This is a genomic window from Embleya sp. NPDC025285, assembly GCF_055558835.1.
The window spans coordinates 1-16475 of the sequence record NZ_JBVHLU010000101.1; the positions used below are offsets into that span (position 1 = coordinate 1).

At 73.2% G+C, this 16475-nt stretch carries 19 protein-coding genes and 1 pseudogene; 2 read left to right on the forward strand and 18 right to left on the reverse strand.

Features of this window, described 5'->3' with window-relative positions; translation table 11 throughout:
* The 11 genes and pseudogenes from ACZ4FV_RS41825 to ACZ4FV_RS41875 all read right to left on the reverse strand — a co-directional run.
* A pseudogene (locus tag ACZ4FV_RS41825) lies at positions 1–551 on the reverse strand (hypothetical protein); the annotation flags it as partial.
* Entirely contained in the window at positions 548–1033 is a 486-nt protein-coding gene (locus ACZ4FV_RS41830) for a pilus assembly protein TadG-related protein (RefSeq protein WP_465325934.1), read from the reverse strand. The pseudogene ACZ4FV_RS41825 and the gene ACZ4FV_RS41830, both read right to left, overlap by 4 nt.
* Complete coding sequence (locus ACZ4FV_RS41835) at positions 1030–1524, reverse strand: TadE/TadG family type IV pilus assembly protein (RefSeq protein WP_465325936.1); 495 nt, start codon at positions 1522–1524, stop codon at positions 1030–1032. The genes ACZ4FV_RS41830 and ACZ4FV_RS41835 overlap by 4 nt, the downstream gene beginning before the upstream one ends.
* A 3-nt stretch (positions 1525–1527) precedes the next feature.
* A complete protein-coding gene (locus ACZ4FV_RS41840) occupies positions 1528–1911 on the reverse strand; it encodes a TadE/TadG family type IV pilus assembly protein (protein WP_465325938.1) in 384 nt (127 codons plus the stop codon).
* A 137-nt stretch (positions 1912–2048) separates the two neighbouring features.
* Positions 2049–2372, reverse strand: a complete 324-nt coding sequence (locus ACZ4FV_RS41845) for a hypothetical protein (protein ID WP_465325941.1) — start codon at positions 2370–2372, stop codon at positions 2049–2051.
* Positions 2373–2427: 55 nt separating this feature from the next.
* Positions 2428–3324 carry a type II secretion system F family protein gene (locus tag ACZ4FV_RS41850; protein ID WP_465325943.1) on the reverse strand — a complete coding sequence of 299 codons (897 nt, stop codon included), beginning with the start codon at positions 3322–3324 and terminating at the stop codon, positions 2428–2430.
* A complete protein-coding gene (locus ACZ4FV_RS41855) occupies positions 3321–4232 on the reverse strand; it encodes a type II secretion system F family protein (protein WP_465325945.1) in 912 nt (303 codons plus the stop codon). The genes ACZ4FV_RS41850 and ACZ4FV_RS41855 overlap by 4 nt, the downstream gene beginning before the upstream one ends.
* Positions 4229–5608, reverse strand: a complete 1380-nt coding sequence (locus ACZ4FV_RS41860; protein ID WP_465325947.1) for a CpaF family protein — start codon at positions 5606–5608, stop codon at positions 4229–4231. The genes ACZ4FV_RS41855 and ACZ4FV_RS41860 overlap by 4 nt, the downstream gene beginning before the upstream one ends.
* Positions 5605–6468 carry a hypothetical protein gene (locus ACZ4FV_RS41865; protein ID WP_465325949.1) on the reverse strand — a complete coding sequence of 288 codons (864 nt, stop codon included), beginning with the start codon at positions 6466–6468 and terminating at the stop codon, positions 5605–5607. The genes ACZ4FV_RS41860 and ACZ4FV_RS41865 overlap by 4 nt, the downstream gene beginning before the upstream one ends.
* A complete protein-coding gene (locus ACZ4FV_RS41870; protein WP_465325951.1) occupies positions 6468–7088 on the reverse strand; it encodes an SAF domain-containing protein in 621 nt (206 codons plus the stop codon). Before ACZ4FV_RS41870 ends, ACZ4FV_RS41865 begins: the two co-directional genes overlap by 1 nt.
* Before the next feature lie 194 nt (positions 7089–7282).
* The gene (locus ACZ4FV_RS41875; protein ID WP_465325953.1) at positions 7283–7420 is read right to left on the reverse strand and encodes a hypothetical protein; all 138 of its coding nucleotides are present in this window, start codon (positions 7418–7420) and stop codon (positions 7283–7285) included.
* Positions 7421–7541: 121 nt separating this feature from the next.
* Between ACZ4FV_RS41875 and ACZ4FV_RS41880 the strand changes: the two genes are divergently transcribed.
* Positions 7542–7727 (forward strand): hypothetical protein, encoded by a 186-nt coding sequence (locus ACZ4FV_RS41880; RefSeq protein WP_465325955.1) that lies wholly within the window; start codon positions 7542–7544, stop codon positions 7725–7727.
* Positions 7728–8085: 358 nt separating this feature from the next.
* Here ACZ4FV_RS41880 and ACZ4FV_RS41885 read toward each other — a convergent pair whose 3' ends face one another.
* On the reverse strand, positions 8086–8613 hold the full coding sequence (locus tag ACZ4FV_RS41885; RefSeq protein WP_465325957.1) for a hypothetical protein: 528 nt from the start codon (positions 8611–8613) through the stop codon (positions 8086–8088).
* A gap of 338 nt (positions 8614–8951) precedes the next feature.
* On the opposite strand from ACZ4FV_RS41885, the gene ACZ4FV_RS41890 reads away from it, so the two are divergent.
* On the forward strand, positions 8952–9770 hold the full coding sequence (locus ACZ4FV_RS41890; protein ID WP_465325959.1) for an MmyB family transcriptional regulator: 819 nt from the start codon (positions 8952–8954) through the stop codon (positions 9768–9770).
* A gap of 79 nt (positions 9771–9849) precedes the next feature.
* Here the strand turns inward: ACZ4FV_RS41890 and ACZ4FV_RS41895 are convergent, their stop codons facing one another.
* The 6 genes from ACZ4FV_RS41895 to ACZ4FV_RS41920 all read right to left on the reverse strand — a co-directional run bounded on the left by ACZ4FV_RS41895 (position 9850) and on the right by ACZ4FV_RS41920 (position 16462).
* Positions 9850–10827, reverse strand: a complete 978-nt coding sequence (locus tag ACZ4FV_RS41895; RefSeq protein ID WP_465325961.1) for a hypothetical protein — start codon at positions 10825–10827, stop codon at positions 9850–9852.
* Between the two features lie 104 nt (positions 10828–10931).
* Positions 10932–11732, reverse strand: coding sequence for a hypothetical protein (locus ACZ4FV_RS41900; RefSeq protein WP_465325963.1), 801 nt, complete (start codon positions 11730–11732; stop codon positions 10932–10934).
* 415 nt (positions 11733–12147) lie between these two features.
* Positions 12148–13287 (reverse strand): Fic family protein, encoded by a 1140-nt coding sequence (locus tag ACZ4FV_RS41905; protein WP_465325965.1) that lies wholly within the window; start codon positions 13285–13287, stop codon positions 12148–12150.
* A 325-nt stretch (positions 13288–13612) separates the two neighbouring features.
* Positions 13613–14440 carry a hypothetical protein gene (locus ACZ4FV_RS41910; RefSeq protein ID WP_465325967.1) on the reverse strand — a complete coding sequence of 276 codons (828 nt, stop codon included), beginning with the start codon at positions 14438–14440 and terminating at the stop codon, positions 13613–13615.
* Positions 14437–15411, reverse strand: a complete 975-nt coding sequence (locus ACZ4FV_RS41915) for a C40 family peptidase (RefSeq protein WP_465325969.1) — start codon at positions 15409–15411, stop codon at positions 14437–14439. The genes ACZ4FV_RS41910 and ACZ4FV_RS41915 overlap by 4 nt, the downstream gene beginning before the upstream one ends.
* Before the next feature lie 4 nt (positions 15412–15415).
* Positions 15416–16462 carry a replication-relaxation family protein gene (locus tag ACZ4FV_RS41920; protein ID WP_465325971.1) on the reverse strand — a complete coding sequence of 349 codons (1047 nt, stop codon included), beginning with the start codon at positions 16460–16462 and terminating at the stop codon, positions 15416–15418.
* Positions 16463–16475 lie beyond the last annotated feature (13 nt).

Genomic DNA, 16475 nt, shown 5'->3' on the forward strand with positions numbered 1-16475 from the left:
TGGCGGGGGTGAGGATGGGTTCTCTTCAGGTTGGGGGGGGGGCTTCCGGGGGGTGGGGGGGTGGGGGGGGGGGGGGGGGCGGGGCCCCCCGCCGCGGTGGCGCCGGTGCGCCACATCGCCAGGACGGTGAGCATCACGCCGCCGACCAGGACGGCCGCGACCATGCGATAGGCGGGCAGCTCCGCCAGGTGCGCGGCGTGCGCGGCCCGGGCCCCGGTATCGGCGGCCAGGGCCGGCAGGCGGCGGGCGTACCAGCCGAGTTCGCCGAGGATGTTGAGGGCGAACGCCAACCAGCAGATCCAGGCGATCACGGCCAGGAGCCGGATGAGGGTGTCGTCCTCGATCGGCTGGGAGAGGTTGTCCCAGGCCTGGCTCGGGGAACCCCAACCCTCCCCGCGATGCCAGGGGTTCGGGTTGCCGACGAAACGCACGAGCAACCACGGGATGCCGACCGTGAGCACGGCGAGGCCGGCGGCGCCGAACAGAAGCCGCGTGATGGACGCGACCGCGTTCCGTACGCGGCGGGGTCCGGTGGGACGGGTCGTCGTCATGGTGTGTCCCCCGGGCGGGAGTCGTTTTTGGTGAGGACGCCGCGCTGTGCCTCGGCCGTCGCCGACGCCGTGACCGTAATCTGCGAGACCCCGGCCAGAGTCAGGATCTGCGTGCGCTGCTTGTGGGTCACATGAACCGTGACCCGGGCACCGGTCACGGTGGCGGTGCCCTGATATCCGGCACCGGCAAGGGAATCCAGGGCGGCTCGGCGGGCCTTCGCCGAATCGACGGTGGCGGGGCCGGTGCCCCGGGCGGCCGCCAGGTCCAGGGCCTGGGCGCCGGAACGGGCGGCCTCCTGCGCCGCGTCCAGGGCATCGGTCTTCGCCGCCAGCGCGAGCCCGCCGTCCAGGACCAGACCGGCACACAACAACAGTCCGGCGATCATCGCGGCGACGAACGCGGTGATGCGCCCCTCGTCGCCGGCGGGGTCCGCGCGGCGAAGCCGGGCGCGCAGGCGGGCGATCGCAACTCGTGGGGTCATCGTGCACTCCCCGGGGTGCCGGACGTACCGCGGTGGATGTCGACGGCAGACGTGGCGGCGGTGGCCGAGAGCGTGCGGCTGCCCGGCAACCCGAACGCGGTCACGTCCGCCAGGTCCACGGCGCAGCGGACGGTGACTCGGGCGACGCCGCCGGGCGCGAACGAGGAGACGTCCACACTCACGCCGACTTTGCTGCAGGAGAGTCCGGCGGAGGCGAGGGCGCTGCGCGCGGTGCTTTCGGCGCGGCTGCGGGCGGTGATCGGGTCCCGGGCCAGTGATGCCGCGCGTGCGGCCTGGTGGGCGGCGTCCTTGACCTCGATCCGATTGCCTGCCAGGCGTCCGGCGGCGACCACCAGGAGCAGGATCATGACCAGGAGCGGCAGCAGGACGGTGAGTTCGGCGGTGATCGAACCGGCATCGGGCCGCGCACGCAGCAGCACGACGCGGCGGCGCACGGCGTCGGAGGCGCGGCGGGCTCGGGTCGAGGGCATCGGTCATCGCCTCGCGTCGGAGGTCGCAGGTTCGCGGATGTCGGGCCGGAAGGTGTCGACGGGCCCGGAGACGACGGCCTTGATCCCGGGGTGCATGCCGGGGACGACCGAGACGGTGCTGCCCCTGATCACCACGCGCACGGTGGAGCCGTCGCGGGTCACCTGCACGGACGGGTTCTGCAGCGTGCGACCACCAATCGCGGCCAGGACCGACTCCGCCCGCGCCTGCCCCGCCGCCGCCGTTCCGCCGTCCGCGCGGGCCTGCGCCAGGGCGCGGGAGGCGGCGGCCTGCGCCACGTGTTGCGCGTGCATGGCCAACGCGAACTGCACGATCAACAGCAGGATCAGCATCAGCAGCGGCGTGATCACGGCGAGTTCGGCGCTCACCCCGCCCGAGTCGTCGCGAAGCCGGGCGCGAGTGAGACGAACGCGCCCCGGGCCGAGCCCGGAACGCGAGGCGACCGGCCCGGAATCGAGGGCCGGGCGATGCGGACGACGAGGCGTTGTCGTGGTGGGCATGGCGGCTACAGAAACGCGACGACGGCGTGGGCGACGAACGCGTGGGCGGCGGAGACCGCCGTGTGCGCAGTTCCGTCGACGGTGTCCATGCCGAAGTTGATGCTGTTCACCTTCGTGATGATCTTGCCCCGCAGGATCACCAGGACGGCGATCGCAATCGCCAGGAGCGTCGCGGTGACGATGATCGTCTCGGTGGTGTAGCCGTCGTCCTCCGTGCGCAACCGCCGCCACAGAACCCGCGCCGAGGCACGAAAGCCGGCGGCGGGCTCGGCCGGTTCGGGGGCGGGGGTCTCGTCGTCGCCCGGAGCTGGGGTGTTCTCGGTGGTCATCGGTGCCTTCCTTGCGTGCGGGTCGAGCGGTCGGGGTGGTCGGGAGTCGGGTTCGTCACAGGCCGTTGGTGACCGCGGAGACGGCGGGGTAGCCGATGAACAGCAGGAAGCCCAGGAACAGCACGGCCAGCGGCAGGGTCATGCGTTCGGTGGCCGCGCTCGCGGCGCCTTGGGCGTCGGTGAGTTGCCGGGTGCGCATGCTCACCGCCTTCGACGTCAGCGAGGCCTTGACCTTGGCGCCCTCCGAACCCGCCAGGGCGACGGTCGCGGCGAGTTCCTGGAGTTCGCGCACGTCCAGCTCCTCGCCGAGCCGGGCCAGCGGCTCCCACGGGGCCGTTCGTGTCAGGGCCGCGGTCGACAGCGCGCCGCGCAGTTGATTGGCGGCCCAGCCGCGAGGCACGGACGCGGCGTCGTGGAGGGCCTGGTCCACACCCGCGCCGCCCGCCAGGGAGACGACGGTCAGGTCGAGGAAGACGGACAGGGCGTGGCGCATCTCTGCGCGCCGGGCCCGTGCCTTGGCGCGCACGTCCGCGTCCGGGGCCAGGAACAGGGCGACACCCAGCAGCAGGGCCGCCCCCACCGGCATCACGATGCCGCCGTCGACGGCTCCCCCGGCGGTGAGCACACCCAGGAACAGCGGCGGGATCAACAACCCGGCGACACCCGCGGCGGCCTTCTCCGCGAGGTGGCGCTCCACGCTGCGGCCCACCACGCGCAGATCTCGGCGCAGCGTGGTGTTCGGCAGTCCCAGGGCGAGGAGGGCGGGGACCAGGACGCGTCCGGCGCGGGCGGACCAGCCCTCGCTTTCGGCGTCGGCGACGGGGGCGGGCGCGGCCGGGCGGTGCAGGGCGGCGAGTGCTTCGGACAGGGGTACGCGGGGTGGGAACGCGGCCTTGAGGGCGACGAGGACGCCGGTGCCGGCGAGGGCGCCGAGGAGCATGGCCCAGATCACGAGGACATCGCCTCCCGCGACGCGGCGGACGTGGTGGTGGGTGTGGTGGGGTTGTGGAGGAGGCGGGCGGGTGCGGGGATCGCGGCGATTCGCGCCATCCACGCGAAGGCGAGCCCGAACAGGGCGCCGACGGCGGCGAGGACGAGTTGGCCCGTTCCGGTGTCGAACGGGTCGAGGTAGGTGCGGTTGAGCAGGACGAGCCCGGCCGCCATGGTCAGGGTGGTGGCGACGACGATGCGCACGCTGCTGTGCACGCGGGTGCGCTCGGCGTCGACTTTGAGGCGCATGACGACCTGCTCGCGCGCGGCCTCCGCCAGGGTGCCGAGCAGGGCGGCGAGTTGGCGGGCCTGGCGTTCGGCGGCCAGGACCAGGGCGGTGACGACCAGGTCGCAGGTGGGGTCGTCGACGTCGTCCGCGAACGCCCGCAGCGCGTCCGGCAGGCGCTCCCCCGCCTCGATCCGCCCCGCCAACGCGCGCACCGGAGTCTCCAGCGCCAATGGCGGGGCGGTGGCGGTGGCCCGCAGGGCCTGCTCCAGGCCTGCGGCGGCGGAGAGAGTGTCGCGGAGCATCTCGGTCCACACCGCGACCGCCTCGATCCGCTCCGTCCGGTCCTTCGCACCCCGGTCCGGGGCGACGATGCGGGGCACCAGCAGGACGGCGATCGTGACCAGCAGTCCGCCGACCGGCCAGCCGGTCAACACCCCGGCCACGACCCCCGCGGCGACGGCGCCGACGACCAGGCGCTGGTGACGCAGGATCTCCCGCACGGTGAGCAGCCAGCGGGGTGTGGGCCTGACGGTCTCGGGTTCCGAACGCACGGCGGTACCGCGCCATCCGGCGACGGCCAGGACGAGACCGCCGGCGGCGGCCATGCCGAGCAGGCCGCACAGCAGCACCGTGGCGTTCATCGGCGGCCCGCCCAACCGGGGCCGGGATAGCCGGCGTTACCGGGCTGCCAGCCGACGCGGGCCAGGCGCGCCGCGGTCTCCGCGCGCACCGGCGTCGCCGGGATCGCGCGCAGGTCCGGGCCGGGCCGGTAGATCTCGTTGGAGATCACCTGGGGGCCGTCGGCGCCGACGATCTCCCGCACGGAGTCGACGACACGGCAATGGTCGGTGGACCAGGTCACGTGGACGACGAAGTCGACGGCGGCCGCGACCAGGAGGTTCGTCGCCTCCATCGACAACCGCTCCGGCGACTGCGCGGCATACGCGGCGAGCTTCGCGAACACCCCGGCCGACGTCGACGCGTGGATCGTGGACAGCGAACCGTCGTTGCCCTGACTCATCGCGTTGCAGGCGGGCACGACCTCCGAACCGCGGATCTCGCCGACGATCACCCGGTCCGGGGCCATCCGCAGGCCCTTGCGGACCAACTCGGCCTGGTCGACCTCCCCGACGCCCTCCAGGTTCGCCTCACGGGCCTGCATCGCGACGACGTCGGGATGGGCCTTCTCGTCCTTGTCCAGGCCGAGCTCGAACGTGTCCTCGATCGTGATCAACCGCTCCTCCGGCGGAATCTCCGACACCAGGCCACGCAGCAGGGTCGTCTTGCCGGTGTTGGTGCCGCCCGCGACCAGGATGTTCATCCGGGCCCGCACCAGGGCGCCGAGCAGGTCCTTCAGGTCCCGGTCGAACACCCCGAGGTTCTCCAGGGCGTCGAGCGTCACCTTCGGGAAGCGGTGCCGGCGGATCGATACGGACACGCGGGGTGTCAGGTACATCAGGGCGTGCAGGCGGCTGCCGTCGGGCAGTTGCAGGTTCAGGCTCGGCTGGGTGCGGTCGATCCGCCGCTCCTCCGCGCCCGCCCGGGCGGCGACCGTGCGCAGCAGTTCGACCAGTTCCTCGTCGGAGCCGACGAAGGGCTCGACGCGTTCCTTGCGGCCGTCCGCGTAGGTGACGAACACCTTGTCGTAGCCGTTGACGTTGATGTTCTCGATCGACGGGTTCTGCAACAGCCGCTCCAGACCGCCCAGACCGAACAGGCCGTCCACGACCAGGCGGGTCACCCGGGCCTCGGCGAACTCGTCCAGCGGCGCCCGCCCGGCCTGCAGGCTCGCGGAGGTGTCGGCGGCGAGTTCGGAGGCGAGGAGCCTGCGCACCGTCTCCTCGCGCTCCGCCACCGTCTGCGGCGGCCGACCCGCATCCTCCAGACTCTGCGCGTACGCGGTCATCCGAGGCCCGATCCGCGCCCGCAGCGCGCCCGCGTAGGCCTGTTCGTCACTGCCCGGTGTCTGCTCGTGGCCCACCCACGGCAGATGGGCCGGGTCCTCGGGGATGCTCATCGGTGGGGTTCCCATCCGTGCGTCGGCGATTCGACCGAGGCCGGCGCGGCCGGCCGGGCGGCGGGGAGTTCCACGTGGCGGCGGACCTCGCGAATCAGGTCCTCCATCGCCGCCGGCAGCGTGTGGCGCCCGCGACGGCGGCGCGGCGGGGTCCCGCGTCGGAGCGCGTCGACCGCGTCCGGGTCCCACGGCAGGTGCTGGACGCGGTCGAGCCCGAGGTTCCGGGCGATCTCCGCCATCGGATAGGGGCAGGGGCCCACCACGGCCAGGCACATCCACGACGCGGCCGCCTTGAGGTCCTCGATGGCCGCGGCAACGTGCGCAAGCGCGTCGACGCCGCCCTTGCAGACCAGGACGAGAGCGTCGGCCGCGCCCGCCCAGGATGTTTCGACCGGGCCGAGCCGGCCGACGTCGACGACCAACACCCCCGACGACGCGGCCTCGTTCGACGCGCGCACGGCGGCGAACGAGGCACGCGAGAGAAGTTCACTGCCGGCACGGGCCTGCGCCGCGCTCGCGGGGGCCGGCACCAGCAACGCGCCCGGTTCCGCGAGGGGTTGGGCCCATCGGGCGATCAAATCGCCCGAATCCGAACCGTGGCGCACCGCCGCGGCCAGGTCCAGCAGGCCGGGGCTCTGCGACAGGCCGCGCCACGCGGCCACGTCACCACCGGAGGGGTCCGCCTCCAGCAACAGACGCACGCCGGCCCCGTCCGAGGCGGACGTGCCCGTCGGCGCCGGCCGGCCGCGTCCCCGGGGTGCTTCGTTGTCGGCGGTGGGCCATTGGGTGGCCAGGGCCAGCGCGGTCGTCGTCGCCCCGGGCGCGCCCTTCACCGACGCCACCACCACCATCCGCCGCATCACGGCACCTCGGACGTCGACGCCGGCAACAACACCAGACGCGGCTCACGCATCGCCGTGACCACCCGCGACGCGGGAATATCCACCAACAGACTCACCGCGAAATCCTGCGAGTTCACGGCCGCCCCACCCACGGTGACCACCGTGGCCACCACCCGCGCCGCAGGAAGAACAGCCGCCGGCGCGGCGCCCGCGGCGGCGGCCGGCTGCGCGGCCTCGATCACCGCCACCCGCTGCCCCTCACGTATCTGAGCGGGGGCACCGCCCGGCTTGACCGACACCGACACCACGGCCCGACCCGGGGGCGGGAACGCCTGGGCGTCGCCGACGAAGGAGCGCTGCAGCAACGCGCCCGCCTCCAACGGCACCAGGGCGACACGGCCGACGACCTGCGCGCGGTCACCGTCGCGAAACAGCCCCAGGCCGCCGTCCTCGGCCACCTGGACCCGGCGCAGGTCCCCGTCCGCGATCACCTGCCCGGCGGGAACCGGCCGCGACAACGCCAGGACCGCGTGCCGATCCCCCAGGCGCTGCGCCAGCAGGGCGAACACCAAGCCGGCCACGACGACCAGCGCGATCCCGCCCCACAACCAGCCGTGCCTGCGGCGCCGTTCACCCACCGCTGCCGGTGCCTTCCTCGCCGCGCCTCGGCTCACCTCGCCGGGCGCCGTCCGCCCGGCGGAGCCGCGTGTCCGGGAGCCGTTCACACCCCGCGCGGGCGATTCGGGCAAGGGGGTACCCACAACTCGCCTCCCATCAATGTCTGCTCGTTCGTCGAACGAATCGGTCGTGTCGTCGGATCGGGAAAGAGAGGTCAGGGGCGGTAGTCCACGATCACGGCCTGGACCTCCGCCACCCGCGCGTTCACCTGCGCCGTGGTCTGCATCCCCGGCACCACCCCGGCCTGCCCGGCACCGGCCCACGCCACCGACCACGTGATCGTCGCCGACACCGCGTACGCAGCACCCGGCTGCGACGCCGACGAACGCGTGTAGGTGTGACCGCAGTCCGGAGACGCGGACGCCGGGTCGAACCGTGGCGAGTACACGGTCCCCGGCCCCACGCAATCGATAGTGGAGCCGTCGCCCATCGACCACGTCACCTTCTGCGGAGTCGCCGTCGCGGTCACCGACACCCCCGGCACGGCGGCGGTCGCCGACACCGGAGCCCACGACGCCGGAGCGATCCACAACCAGGTGGGAACGTTCACGATCTGCTCGGCGATGGGATTCATCGCGATCACCGGCGAGGGCAGATGAAGTTGCGACACCGCCGTCTGCGCCACCTCCTGCGGCGACGGCGGCGCAGGAGGCGGCTGCCCACCAGGAGCCAACGGCGACCCCAACCGCGGACCCGGCCCCGGACCCCAAGCAGGAGGCTGCACAATCGAACGCCCCGACGGGGCGTCCGTGTTCTGACCCCCCGTTCCCGCCGGCTTCGCACCTCCCGTCCCGGGAGTACTCGTTCCGGGGCCGTTTCCGGCGTTGATAGTGCACTCGGATTCACTGCACGTGACGTTCCCTGTTCCGGTGCCGATGCGGCCGTCCGCGTGGGCCGATGAGATGGCCAGGATCAGGGGGAGCGCGGCGGCCGCCGCGATGACCGCTGTTCGGGCCGCTAACACGTGCCCACTCCTTCGAGGGTCAGGTGGGTGACCTTCCAGCCGTCCGGGGTCTTGGTGACCACCGCCTCACCACGGTGGTGTCCTCCGGGAACGTCGTCGACCGGTTTTCCCGTGGTTGCCGAGTAGTTCAGCCACTTGGAGTCGTCCACGCAGTCCTCGATGGTCACCGAATCGACGGTCTCGCGGGTCACGCGCGGGGCGATGGTCGGCTCGCCCTTGGCGACGATGCCCTTGTCGTGGCTGTCTTTCGTGGTGACGACGAAGTAGCTCAGCGCCTGTTGGGCCGCGTAGCGGGGCATTTCGAGCGATTGATAGTCCGAGGTGAGTTGCGCGTGGACAACGGCCGACCACATGCCTCGGTATGCCTGGAGGGCCGATTCCGCCGCGGACGACGGCGGCGACGAGCTCGTCGTGCCGGAAGGTGCGACCACCTTCTTCTTTCCGGAGGGGTCGTTCGAGTCGCATCCGGTGATCGCGACAAGTGCGGCCGCCAGGCCGAATACCGTCACCGCGCCGCGCATGTTCCGTTTCCTCTCCCCCACAGCCGTCGCGCGGTCGGTGCCTCCGCGACCGTGACGACGGATCACACATAGTCCCTGACCTGCGAAGAAAGCGGTAGGGCGCGGGCGTGCATGCCGTTGTCGTGCCAACGTGATCTTGCCTCCCTGATCGTGCCGATTCGACGGTGCCCGCCGATCGGATGTGCTTCCACCTGCGCAAACAGGGGTGACTCGGGTAACCGTTCAGTGACAGGATGTGACGCGAGGGGCGAGAGGGGCTCGAGAACGCCGAAGGAACCCGCACATCGATTTTCGGACGACGCGGCCGAGTCGCGTCGCGACCGAGGGGGGAACACGTCATGGACGTCGACGAGATACGCCGCGAGGACCTGAACCACCTGCTCACCACCTGCCGGGCCCGGATCGAACCGGCCGAGGTGCACCTGGACGAACGCGCCGGCCACCGCGCCCCGGGCCTGCGCCAGAACGACATCGCCGCTCTCGCGGGCGTCAGCACCCGCTGGTACGCCACCCTCGAACGCGGCGAACACCGGGTCCCGCCGCCCCGGATGCTGCGGCGCGTCGCCGACAGGCTCCACATGTCCGAGGCCGAACGCTGGCGACTCACCCTGCTGGCCACGCCGTTCTGCGGCGGCCCCCACGACCCCGACCCCGTACCCGAGGACCTGTACCGCGAACTCCTGACCCGCCTCGAACCCCGACCGGCGGCCCTGCTCGACCACGCGATGAACCTGGTCGACGCCACCACGACGTTCCGCACGTGGCTGGGGCCCTCCGACGACGGGCCGTGGACCAACGCCCTGCTGTGGGCGTTCGGCCCGAACGCCGCGCAACGGTTCCTCGACGTCGCACGGCTGCGGGACGCGGCGGTGGCACGGGCTCGGGACCTGTGGATCCGACGGCCGTCCGACAAGACCGTCAAGGCCATGGTGGAGGCGCTGCTCCTGCTGCCCGACGCGCGGACGCACTGGCACAGCCAGGACCTCGAACTGCTGACCCCGGTCGCCACCCACCGCGTGAGGGATCAGAACGGCGGCATCCACGACATGATCGCCACCACTACCCAACTCACAGGCGGCTGGCACCTGTTCGAGGTGTACGAGCCAACCGTAGCCGGCCCCCACACGAGCGCGCCAGCCCCCACCGACGAGAAGTGACCCCGTGCGCGGGCGAAGCCGCGCACGGGGTCGTGCTCGGTCGCGGCGCGGGCGGGGCGCGGCGGCCGGAAGGAAGCGGTCAGGCGGGTCGGGGGCGGTAGGGGCGGACCACCGGCTCGTAGGCGAGACGATCGCGGCCGGTGTGCGCGTCGTCGACCTCCACCCGCACGTCGGGGCGCAGCGTCACGCAGTACCACCTGTCGTCGTATTCGCTCCTGCGCAGGTCGGTGGGGAGTTCGTCGAAGACGGCCAGTCGGCGGTGCAGTCGTTGGAGCGTGTGGCGCAGGATGGCGAAGTCGAGGGCGGTGCGGGTGCCCCACGCGGTGCGGGTGGGGTGGTCGAGGTCGCGGAGGTCGACCTGTTCGTGCTTGAGGTCGAAGTCGAGGAGGGTCTCGCCGTGCTCGTCGAGGACGCGCTTGGGGTAGGTGTCCTCGTGGCTGTGGTCGTGGTCGTCGTGGACCGCCAGGAGCAGGTAGGCCGCGTCGGGCAGGGACCCGGTGATGGTGTCGGCGACGTGGCGCATCAGGGTGTCGGTCGCCGTGCGGAACATGTCCTCGGCCGCCTCGAAGGCGTCCAGACAAGGGGCTTCCGCTCGCGTAAGCAGGCGGGCGCCGCCGGCCGTGGCCAGGGCCGTGGTGGAGATCGGCAGTCCGACGCGCACGTCGGGCAGCGAATCGAATCGAGGGAACACTCCGCCCATGCGCCGCAGTCGGTCGAGGATCCCCGCGTGCGCGGCGCGGCGGGTGAGGTCGACGCCACCCCAATACGCGCGCAGTCGCACATCGGTGACGGCGGGGATCTCGCCGTCGCGCAACCGCAGGACGGGTCGCCCGAAGGCGTCCACCACGTACAGGCGCGGGTCCCGGACCGGATCCGGGTCGCGGCGGTGGTCCGGCTCGTAGGGGACGGCGAGGACGTGGGCGTCGGGCCCGGCGAGGTGGCCCAACGTGGCGGCGTACACGTCGGCCAACTCCCGCGCGGCGGCAGCCATCCGGTCGTCGTGACGCGCCATGCGGGCGGCGAACGTGTCGAGATCGTGCTCGTGGACGGTGGTCATCAGGCTTCTCCCTGCGATCGCCGATGCGAAAGGGCCGGGCTGGAGTGGAACGGGGTGGGGTGGGGAGGGCGGGCGCCCGATCACGGGGCGCCCGCCGTCGCGGGTCAGGGCGTGTCGTCCGGCACGGAGGCCGGCGCGGAGGCGACGCCGGTGGGCGCGGAGGCGCGGTAACGGCGCGGCTTGGGGCAGGCCAGGACCGTGTCGCCGTGTTCGGTGAGCGTGGCCAGGGCGTTGGCCACCGCGCCGGAACTGCGCCCCAGAACGCGAGCCACCTCGGTGGCCGTGAACTCGGCCTGCGGGCGGGCGAGGAGGTGGGACCGCACCTGGTCCCGCAGCGCGCCGGGCCGCAACCGAACGCCCGCGCCTTCCGTGCGCACCGGGGGCCCGGCCGGCACCGCCTCCTCGGTTCGCTCGGCCGCTTCCCCGCTCTCTGCGGCCGCGCCGGACACGGGCGCCTCCGGCTCCGGAACGATCTCCTGGGTGTCCGTGGCTTCGGTGTCCTCGTTCGCGGGCGTCTGCGCGGCCTGGGCCTCCGGCGTCCCGCCGCCGTTGCCGGCCTCTCCCTTCCCCGTGGCGCCGGCGGTCTCGGCGGCCTCGGGCGTGGGGTCGTCGGGGCCGGCGGCGTCAACGGTCGGGTCCGGCTGCGGGGTGACGGTGGCCGTGGTGGTGGCGGCCGGGGCGGTGGTGTACCAGCGGGTGGGCTGCGGCTTGTGGCCGACGCTCGGGGCGGCTTCGCGGCGTACCGCCCCCTCGGTCTCCAGACGGACCAGGAGCTTGGTGACGGTGGAGCGGCCCAGGCCGGTGGCCTCGGACATCCCCGGCGCGGTGAACCCGCCCCGAGGGGCGGTCTCGGCGATGGCCGCGCGCAGGCGTTCGGCGGCGGGGGTGCGGGTGTTCTCGGGCATGGTGGGGTCCCTGTCTCGACGGTGGTGAGCGGGGTCCCCGGCCGGGGTGGCCCGGCGCGTGGCCTACGCGTCGTCCCGGGCTCGGCTCCATGGACACTCTGGTGCGCCCCATGAGTCAAGCCGCCTGCCACACAAGGGACTTCGTGACGCCGCGCACCGGTCGGGAGGGCGGGTAACACGTGTTACCCGGGGTAACGCCTGGCGTTACCCTCGCAGGTCACCGCCCCACCGGGGGCGCCGGCGCTTCGGTCGTTGAACCGGGCGCGGAAGTGGACTGCGCGGTCCTGTTCCGGACGCGGGGCAGGGAGGTCCCCACGCGGCTGGTGGGGACCGGCCGCCGCCCCGGAGCACGGAGCCGCCGCGTCGAACCCGAGACGATCGCGCATCGGTGTCCGCTGCGGGCCTGCCACGGACGTCAGTTGCCGTAGGGCTCGCGGTAGAGGTCCGCGTGGACCTCGTCGTGGGTTTCGGTCCGGGCCCGGCGTACTTCGGGGCCGGCGAGGTAGTGCTGGGTGCGGGCGTGTCCGACGGCTTGGACGAGGTCCAGGCGGCGCAGGGTGCGCAGGTCGCCGAGGGCCTGGTCGCGGGTGAGGGCTTCCTCGGCCTGGTAGGTGGTGCGGCGCAGGGTGCCGTTGGTGGCGGCGTACAGGGCGGAGACGGTGCGTTCGTCCAGGCCGTGCCGGTGGGCGATCGCTTCGAGTCGGAACCACAGGCGGGCGGCGGTTTCGAAGCGGCGCCCGACCTCCTGGGCCTGGAGGTGGTGGGCGGTGAGGCAGAAGCGGATCCAGGAGTGGGCGTCGCGTCGTGGTTGCCAGGATCCGGCCTGGACGGAGCGCAGCGCGGCGTAGTACTCGCGGGTGTTGAAGTCGTCGGCGCCGAGCCATTCCTCGATGCTCGAGAATTCCGGGGCGAGGACTCCCTCGCGGGCGAGGACGAGGGTGTGCACGGCGCGGGACATGCGTCCGTTGCCGTCGCGCCAGGGGTGGATGGAGACCAGGTTGAGGTGGGCCATCGAGGCGCGGACGAGCGCGGGCGCGTCCGGTTCGTCGTGGTCGAGTCGGGTGAGGAACTCGGCCATCAGGTCGGGGACCTGTTCGGGGTCCGGGGCGGTGTAGACGGGAGGGCGGTTCGGGCCGCCGGAGACCCACACCCCGCCGGTGCGGTACTCGCCGGGCCGGGTCTCCTCGTCCGTCCTGGTCATCATGAAGTGCAGGGCGGAGAGCAGCGTGTGGTCCCAGGAGAAGATCCGGAAGCCGGACGCCCGTTGGATGTAGGTGAGGGCGTCGCGATAGCCGGTCACGGCGCCTCGGGTCGCGTCGTCGGTCTCGGGGGAGATCTCTCCGCCGGCGACCAGGGTCTCGGCGTCCTCGGGGCTGATCGTGTAGCCCTCGATGTGCGTGGAGCCGCGCACCGCCGCCGCGGTCAGGGAGCGTCTGAGTTGCCCCTCCCATCTGCGCGGTTCGGCCAGGCGATGGCGGAACTCGGCGCGGAACGCCTCGATCTCCTCCACCACCCGCAGGTCGTCGGCCGTCAGGGGAGGCGTCGTATACAGCATCCTCCGATGCTACGACACATGTAGGGTCGGAGGGTCGTGAGCACGTACCAGCCGCGGGTGCTCCCGAAACAACGGACCGGGCCGGAAGGCGTCCGGCGCAAGGGCCCCGATCGCGATGCACGCTCGTGTCACCTACAGGTTGGGTATGACAGGAGCCGCTTCCCCGTGGAGCGGCGGCGCTGCCGGCCGGAGGACGGGTGCGGACCGTGGTCGGCCGCCGGCCACTCGGATCGATCCCGGTCACGCACCGAACCGACGGACCCGGTGCGGCACCGGCCGGCGAGCCGCAAACGCGTGATGCTCACGGTGGCGCCCGTCCTCGCCCTCACAGGTCGTCCCACGGCGGGGGTGGTGGTTGGTCGTTGAGCCAGGCGCGGAGGTGGACGGCGCGGTCCTGCTTCAGGCGCAGGGTGCGGCGGATGAGGCGGATGGACGCCGGTCGTCCGGTCTCGGCGCGGGTGCGTCGGTCCAGGCGCCACGCGGCCAGGTAGAGGCCTACCGTGCCGTCTTGGGGCGGGTCCGGTTCCTCGGTCGGGTCGAAGTCCGCGGCCGTGACCGGGCCGGGCGGTGGAGGGGGTGCCGGTGGAGAGGGCGGTGCCGGCGGCGGGGGCGTGTGGGCGCCGGGCGGGGTTGTCGGGGCCGGTCGGTTGAGGAGCGCGGTCAGGTGGGTGATGAGGTCGGTGATGCGGCGGCGGTAGGCGGCGACGGCCTCGGCCAGGAGCATCAGCAGGATCGGTGGGATCGAGTGCAGCACCACCGCCGCGGCGTCCGCGTCGCGGGGGACGCCGACGCGGCCGGTGGGCCACCACGCGGTCCAGGTGTTGACGGTCAGGGTCGCGATGCCGGCGTACCAGCGCAGGACGCTCCCCCAGGCGGGTGGGCGGACGCGGTGTTGCGCCAGGCGGGAGTCGGTGAGCAGGCCGATGGCCAACGCGAGCGCGAGCATCGGGTCCAGCAGCCAGGCGATCGACCCCGACACCCCGTGGTCGCGGGCGAAGTCGGTGACGTTCACGGCGGTGAACACCAGGGCGAGGGTCGCCACGCCGATCAGCGCGGCCGTCAGACGCGCCAACAGGGCGCGCAGGCCTGCGATCTCGGCCTCGAGGGCGTCGACCGCCGTCGGGGAAGCGGGGTGGAGCGGATCGACCCTCATCGTGGCGCCACGGGTCGGGTCGCGCCGAGGAAGTCGTCGCCCCGGTGACGGATGTCGGCGACGCGGACCGCGACGCCCGGGCGCGGCGCCTCGATCATCCGGGTGCCGTCGATGGCCAGCCCGACGTGGTGCACGTTCGCGGGTGTGCCGTAGAACACCAGGTCGCCGGGCGCGATCGGGGCCCCCGGCACCAGGCGGGGCATGGAGTAGTACTGGTCCTGGGCGACACGTTCCAGGGTGATGCCGGCTGCGGCGTAGGCGGCCCTGGTCAGCCCTGAGCAGTCGTATCCGCCCTCGGCGGGGCCGTCGCCGCCCCACACGTACGGGGTGCCCAGGGTGGTGCGGGCGAACGCGATCGCCCGGGCGATGGCCTCGTTCGGCGCGCCCGGGGCGGTATCGGTGCCCGGTGGCGTGGCGTATTTCGCGGCCTGGTCCAGGACTTGGGTGACGTACCAGTCGGCGTGGTTGTAGGCGAAGATCGCCCCGCGCACGTTGCGGTCGTCGCGGGCGCCTTCCGCGCAGAGCATGCGGGCGGCGGCGGGGATGGCGTCGGCCGGGTTGTACACGTCCGGTGCCCCGCCGGTGCTGCCGACGCTCCCGGAGGGGTTGTAGGCGGTCCAGGTGGAGTCGATGAACTGCATCGGGCCGCGGGCACCGCTGCCGTTCGCCCCCGAGGCGACCCCGGGCAGGGGGCTTCGACCGTGGTCGGTCTCGACCTTGCCGATCGCCGCCAGCACCGTCCAGGACAAGCCGGGGCAGGTTCCGGCGGCCTGTTGGTAGAGGGTCAGGTAGGCGGGCGGGATGTCGCGGCGGGCCTCGTCGCTCGCGTCGGCGAGCGAGGAGGCAACGTTCCCACCGGTCAAGGCATTGCCGATCGCGTCGACCACGGCGGCCACCATCGCTCCGGCGAGCAGGACCAGGGCCAGGAACGCGCCCCCGCAACCCAGGGCGACCCTCCCGAGAACAGCCACGACGTCACCCCCTCCCCCGGCCCGGCGCGGTGGCGCGCGTCGGCGGCAGCGGCGGGGCCGGGGGCCAGCGCAGGGCGCCCGGGTTGGACTCGTCGTCGGGATCCGGCGTCCACGTGCCGGGCGCCGTGGGCGCCGGACCCAGGTGGCGGTAGTGGGTGGGGAGTTCGAGCAGGGCGGTGCGCGCCGCGGTGCCCGCGAGCGGCAACCACACCGCGTCGGAAGGGGATCCGCCGTCGGTGAGGGCGTGGTGGCTGGTCGCCACCGGCACACCCAGAGTGGTCGCAGTGGGCTGGAGGCGGTTGCGCAGGGCGGCCTCACGACGAGGGGTGGAGGTGTGGATCAACACGAGCGTGGGGGTGGGCGGGTGGGTGGAGGCGGCCAGGCCCGCGTAGCCGGCGAGTTTCGCGTCCACGCGGGCGAGCGCGGTGGTCCCGGTGTCGTACTCCAGGAAGAACGCCACCCCCCGGCCCGCGCCTCGGTCGGGGTCGCCGGGCGGGTGCCGGCGGTAGTGGGCGTAGGCGTCGGGGTGGACGTGGTCGCCCCACAACGTCGCGCACACCCGCTCGCACGCCCACAACGTCAACCGCCGCGCGGCGTCCGTGTGGTGGTCGGCGGCCAGGCGCACCATCAGGTCGTTGCGGGCGACGTCGTGCCCCAGCCACGGCGAGTGGGCGATGCGGGCGCTGCGGTCCGCCCGCCACCCCAACGCCTTCAGATCCACGGCGCGTTCGGCCGCCAGGACGACGGCGCCGGCGGGGCCGAGGGTGTAGTGCTCGGGCGCGGAGCCGACCTCGAGGTAGGGACGGAAGCTGTCCAGGACACCCAGGTCGTACAGGCGACGCAGGGTGCGCTGGGTGCTGCGGGTGCCGGTTGCGGTGGCGAGGGCGATCTGCGCGGTGGTGAACACGTCGTGGTCGAACAGCGCGTGCAGGAGCCACCGGTCGCGGGCGGTCAGGCGGGTCGTCAAATCGACGCCGTCGCCACCGCGGCCTCGGGTGGTGCGGGTGCGGCGGCGGACGGGACGCGTGGTGGTGTGCGGGCGAGTGGCCATCGGTGGTCTCCGG

Coding starts and splice junctions, on each gene's coding strand:
- ACZ4FV_RS41885 (WP_465325957.1), bottom strand. CDS start 8,613: ATGCGCGGCGCGGTGACGGTATTCGGCCTGGCGGCCGCACTTGTCGCG.
- ACZ4FV_RS41845 (WP_465325941.1), bottom strand. CDS start 2,372: ATGACCACCGAGAACACCCCAGCTCCGGGCGACGACGAGACCCCCGCC.
- ACZ4FV_RS41910 (WP_465325967.1), bottom strand. CDS start 14,440: ATGAGGGTCGATCCGCTCCACCCCGCTTCCCCGACGGCGGTCGACGCC.
- ACZ4FV_RS41905 (WP_465325965.1), bottom strand. CDS start 13,287: ATGCTGTATACGACGCCTCCCCTGACGGCCGACGACCTGCGGGTGGTG.
- ACZ4FV_RS41830 (WP_465325934.1), bottom strand. CDS start 1,033: ATGACCCCACGAGTTGCGATCGCCCGCCTGCGCGCCCGGCTTCGCCGC.
- ACZ4FV_RS41860 (WP_465325947.1), bottom strand. CDS start 5,608: ATGAGCATCCCCGAGGACCCGGCCCATCTGCCGTGGGTGGGCCACGAG.
- ACZ4FV_RS41920 (WP_465325971.1), bottom strand. CDS start 16,462: ATGGCCACTCGCCCGCACACCACCACGCGTCCCGTCCGCCGCCGCACC.
- ACZ4FV_RS41855 (WP_465325945.1), bottom strand. CDS start 4,232: ATGAACGCCACGGTGCTGCTGTGCGGCCTGCTCGGCATGGCCGCCGCC.
- ACZ4FV_RS41865 (WP_465325949.1), bottom strand. CDS start 6,468: ATGCGGCGGATGGTGGTGGTGGCGTCGGTGAAGGGCGCGCCCGGGGCG.
- ACZ4FV_RS41890 (WP_465325959.1), top strand. CDS start 8,952: ATGGACGTCGACGAGATACGCCGCGAGGACCTGAACCACCTGCTCACC.
- ACZ4FV_RS41895 (WP_465325961.1), bottom strand. CDS start 10,827: ATGACCACCGTCCACGAGCACGATCTCGACACGTTCGCCGCCCGCATG.
- ACZ4FV_RS41835 (WP_465325936.1), bottom strand. CDS start 1,524: ATGCCCTCGACCCGAGCCCGCCGCGCCTCCGACGCCGTGCGCCGCCGC.
- ACZ4FV_RS41900 (WP_465325963.1), bottom strand. CDS start 11,732: ATGCCCGAGAACACCCGCACCCCCGCCGCCGAACGCCTGCGCGCGGCC.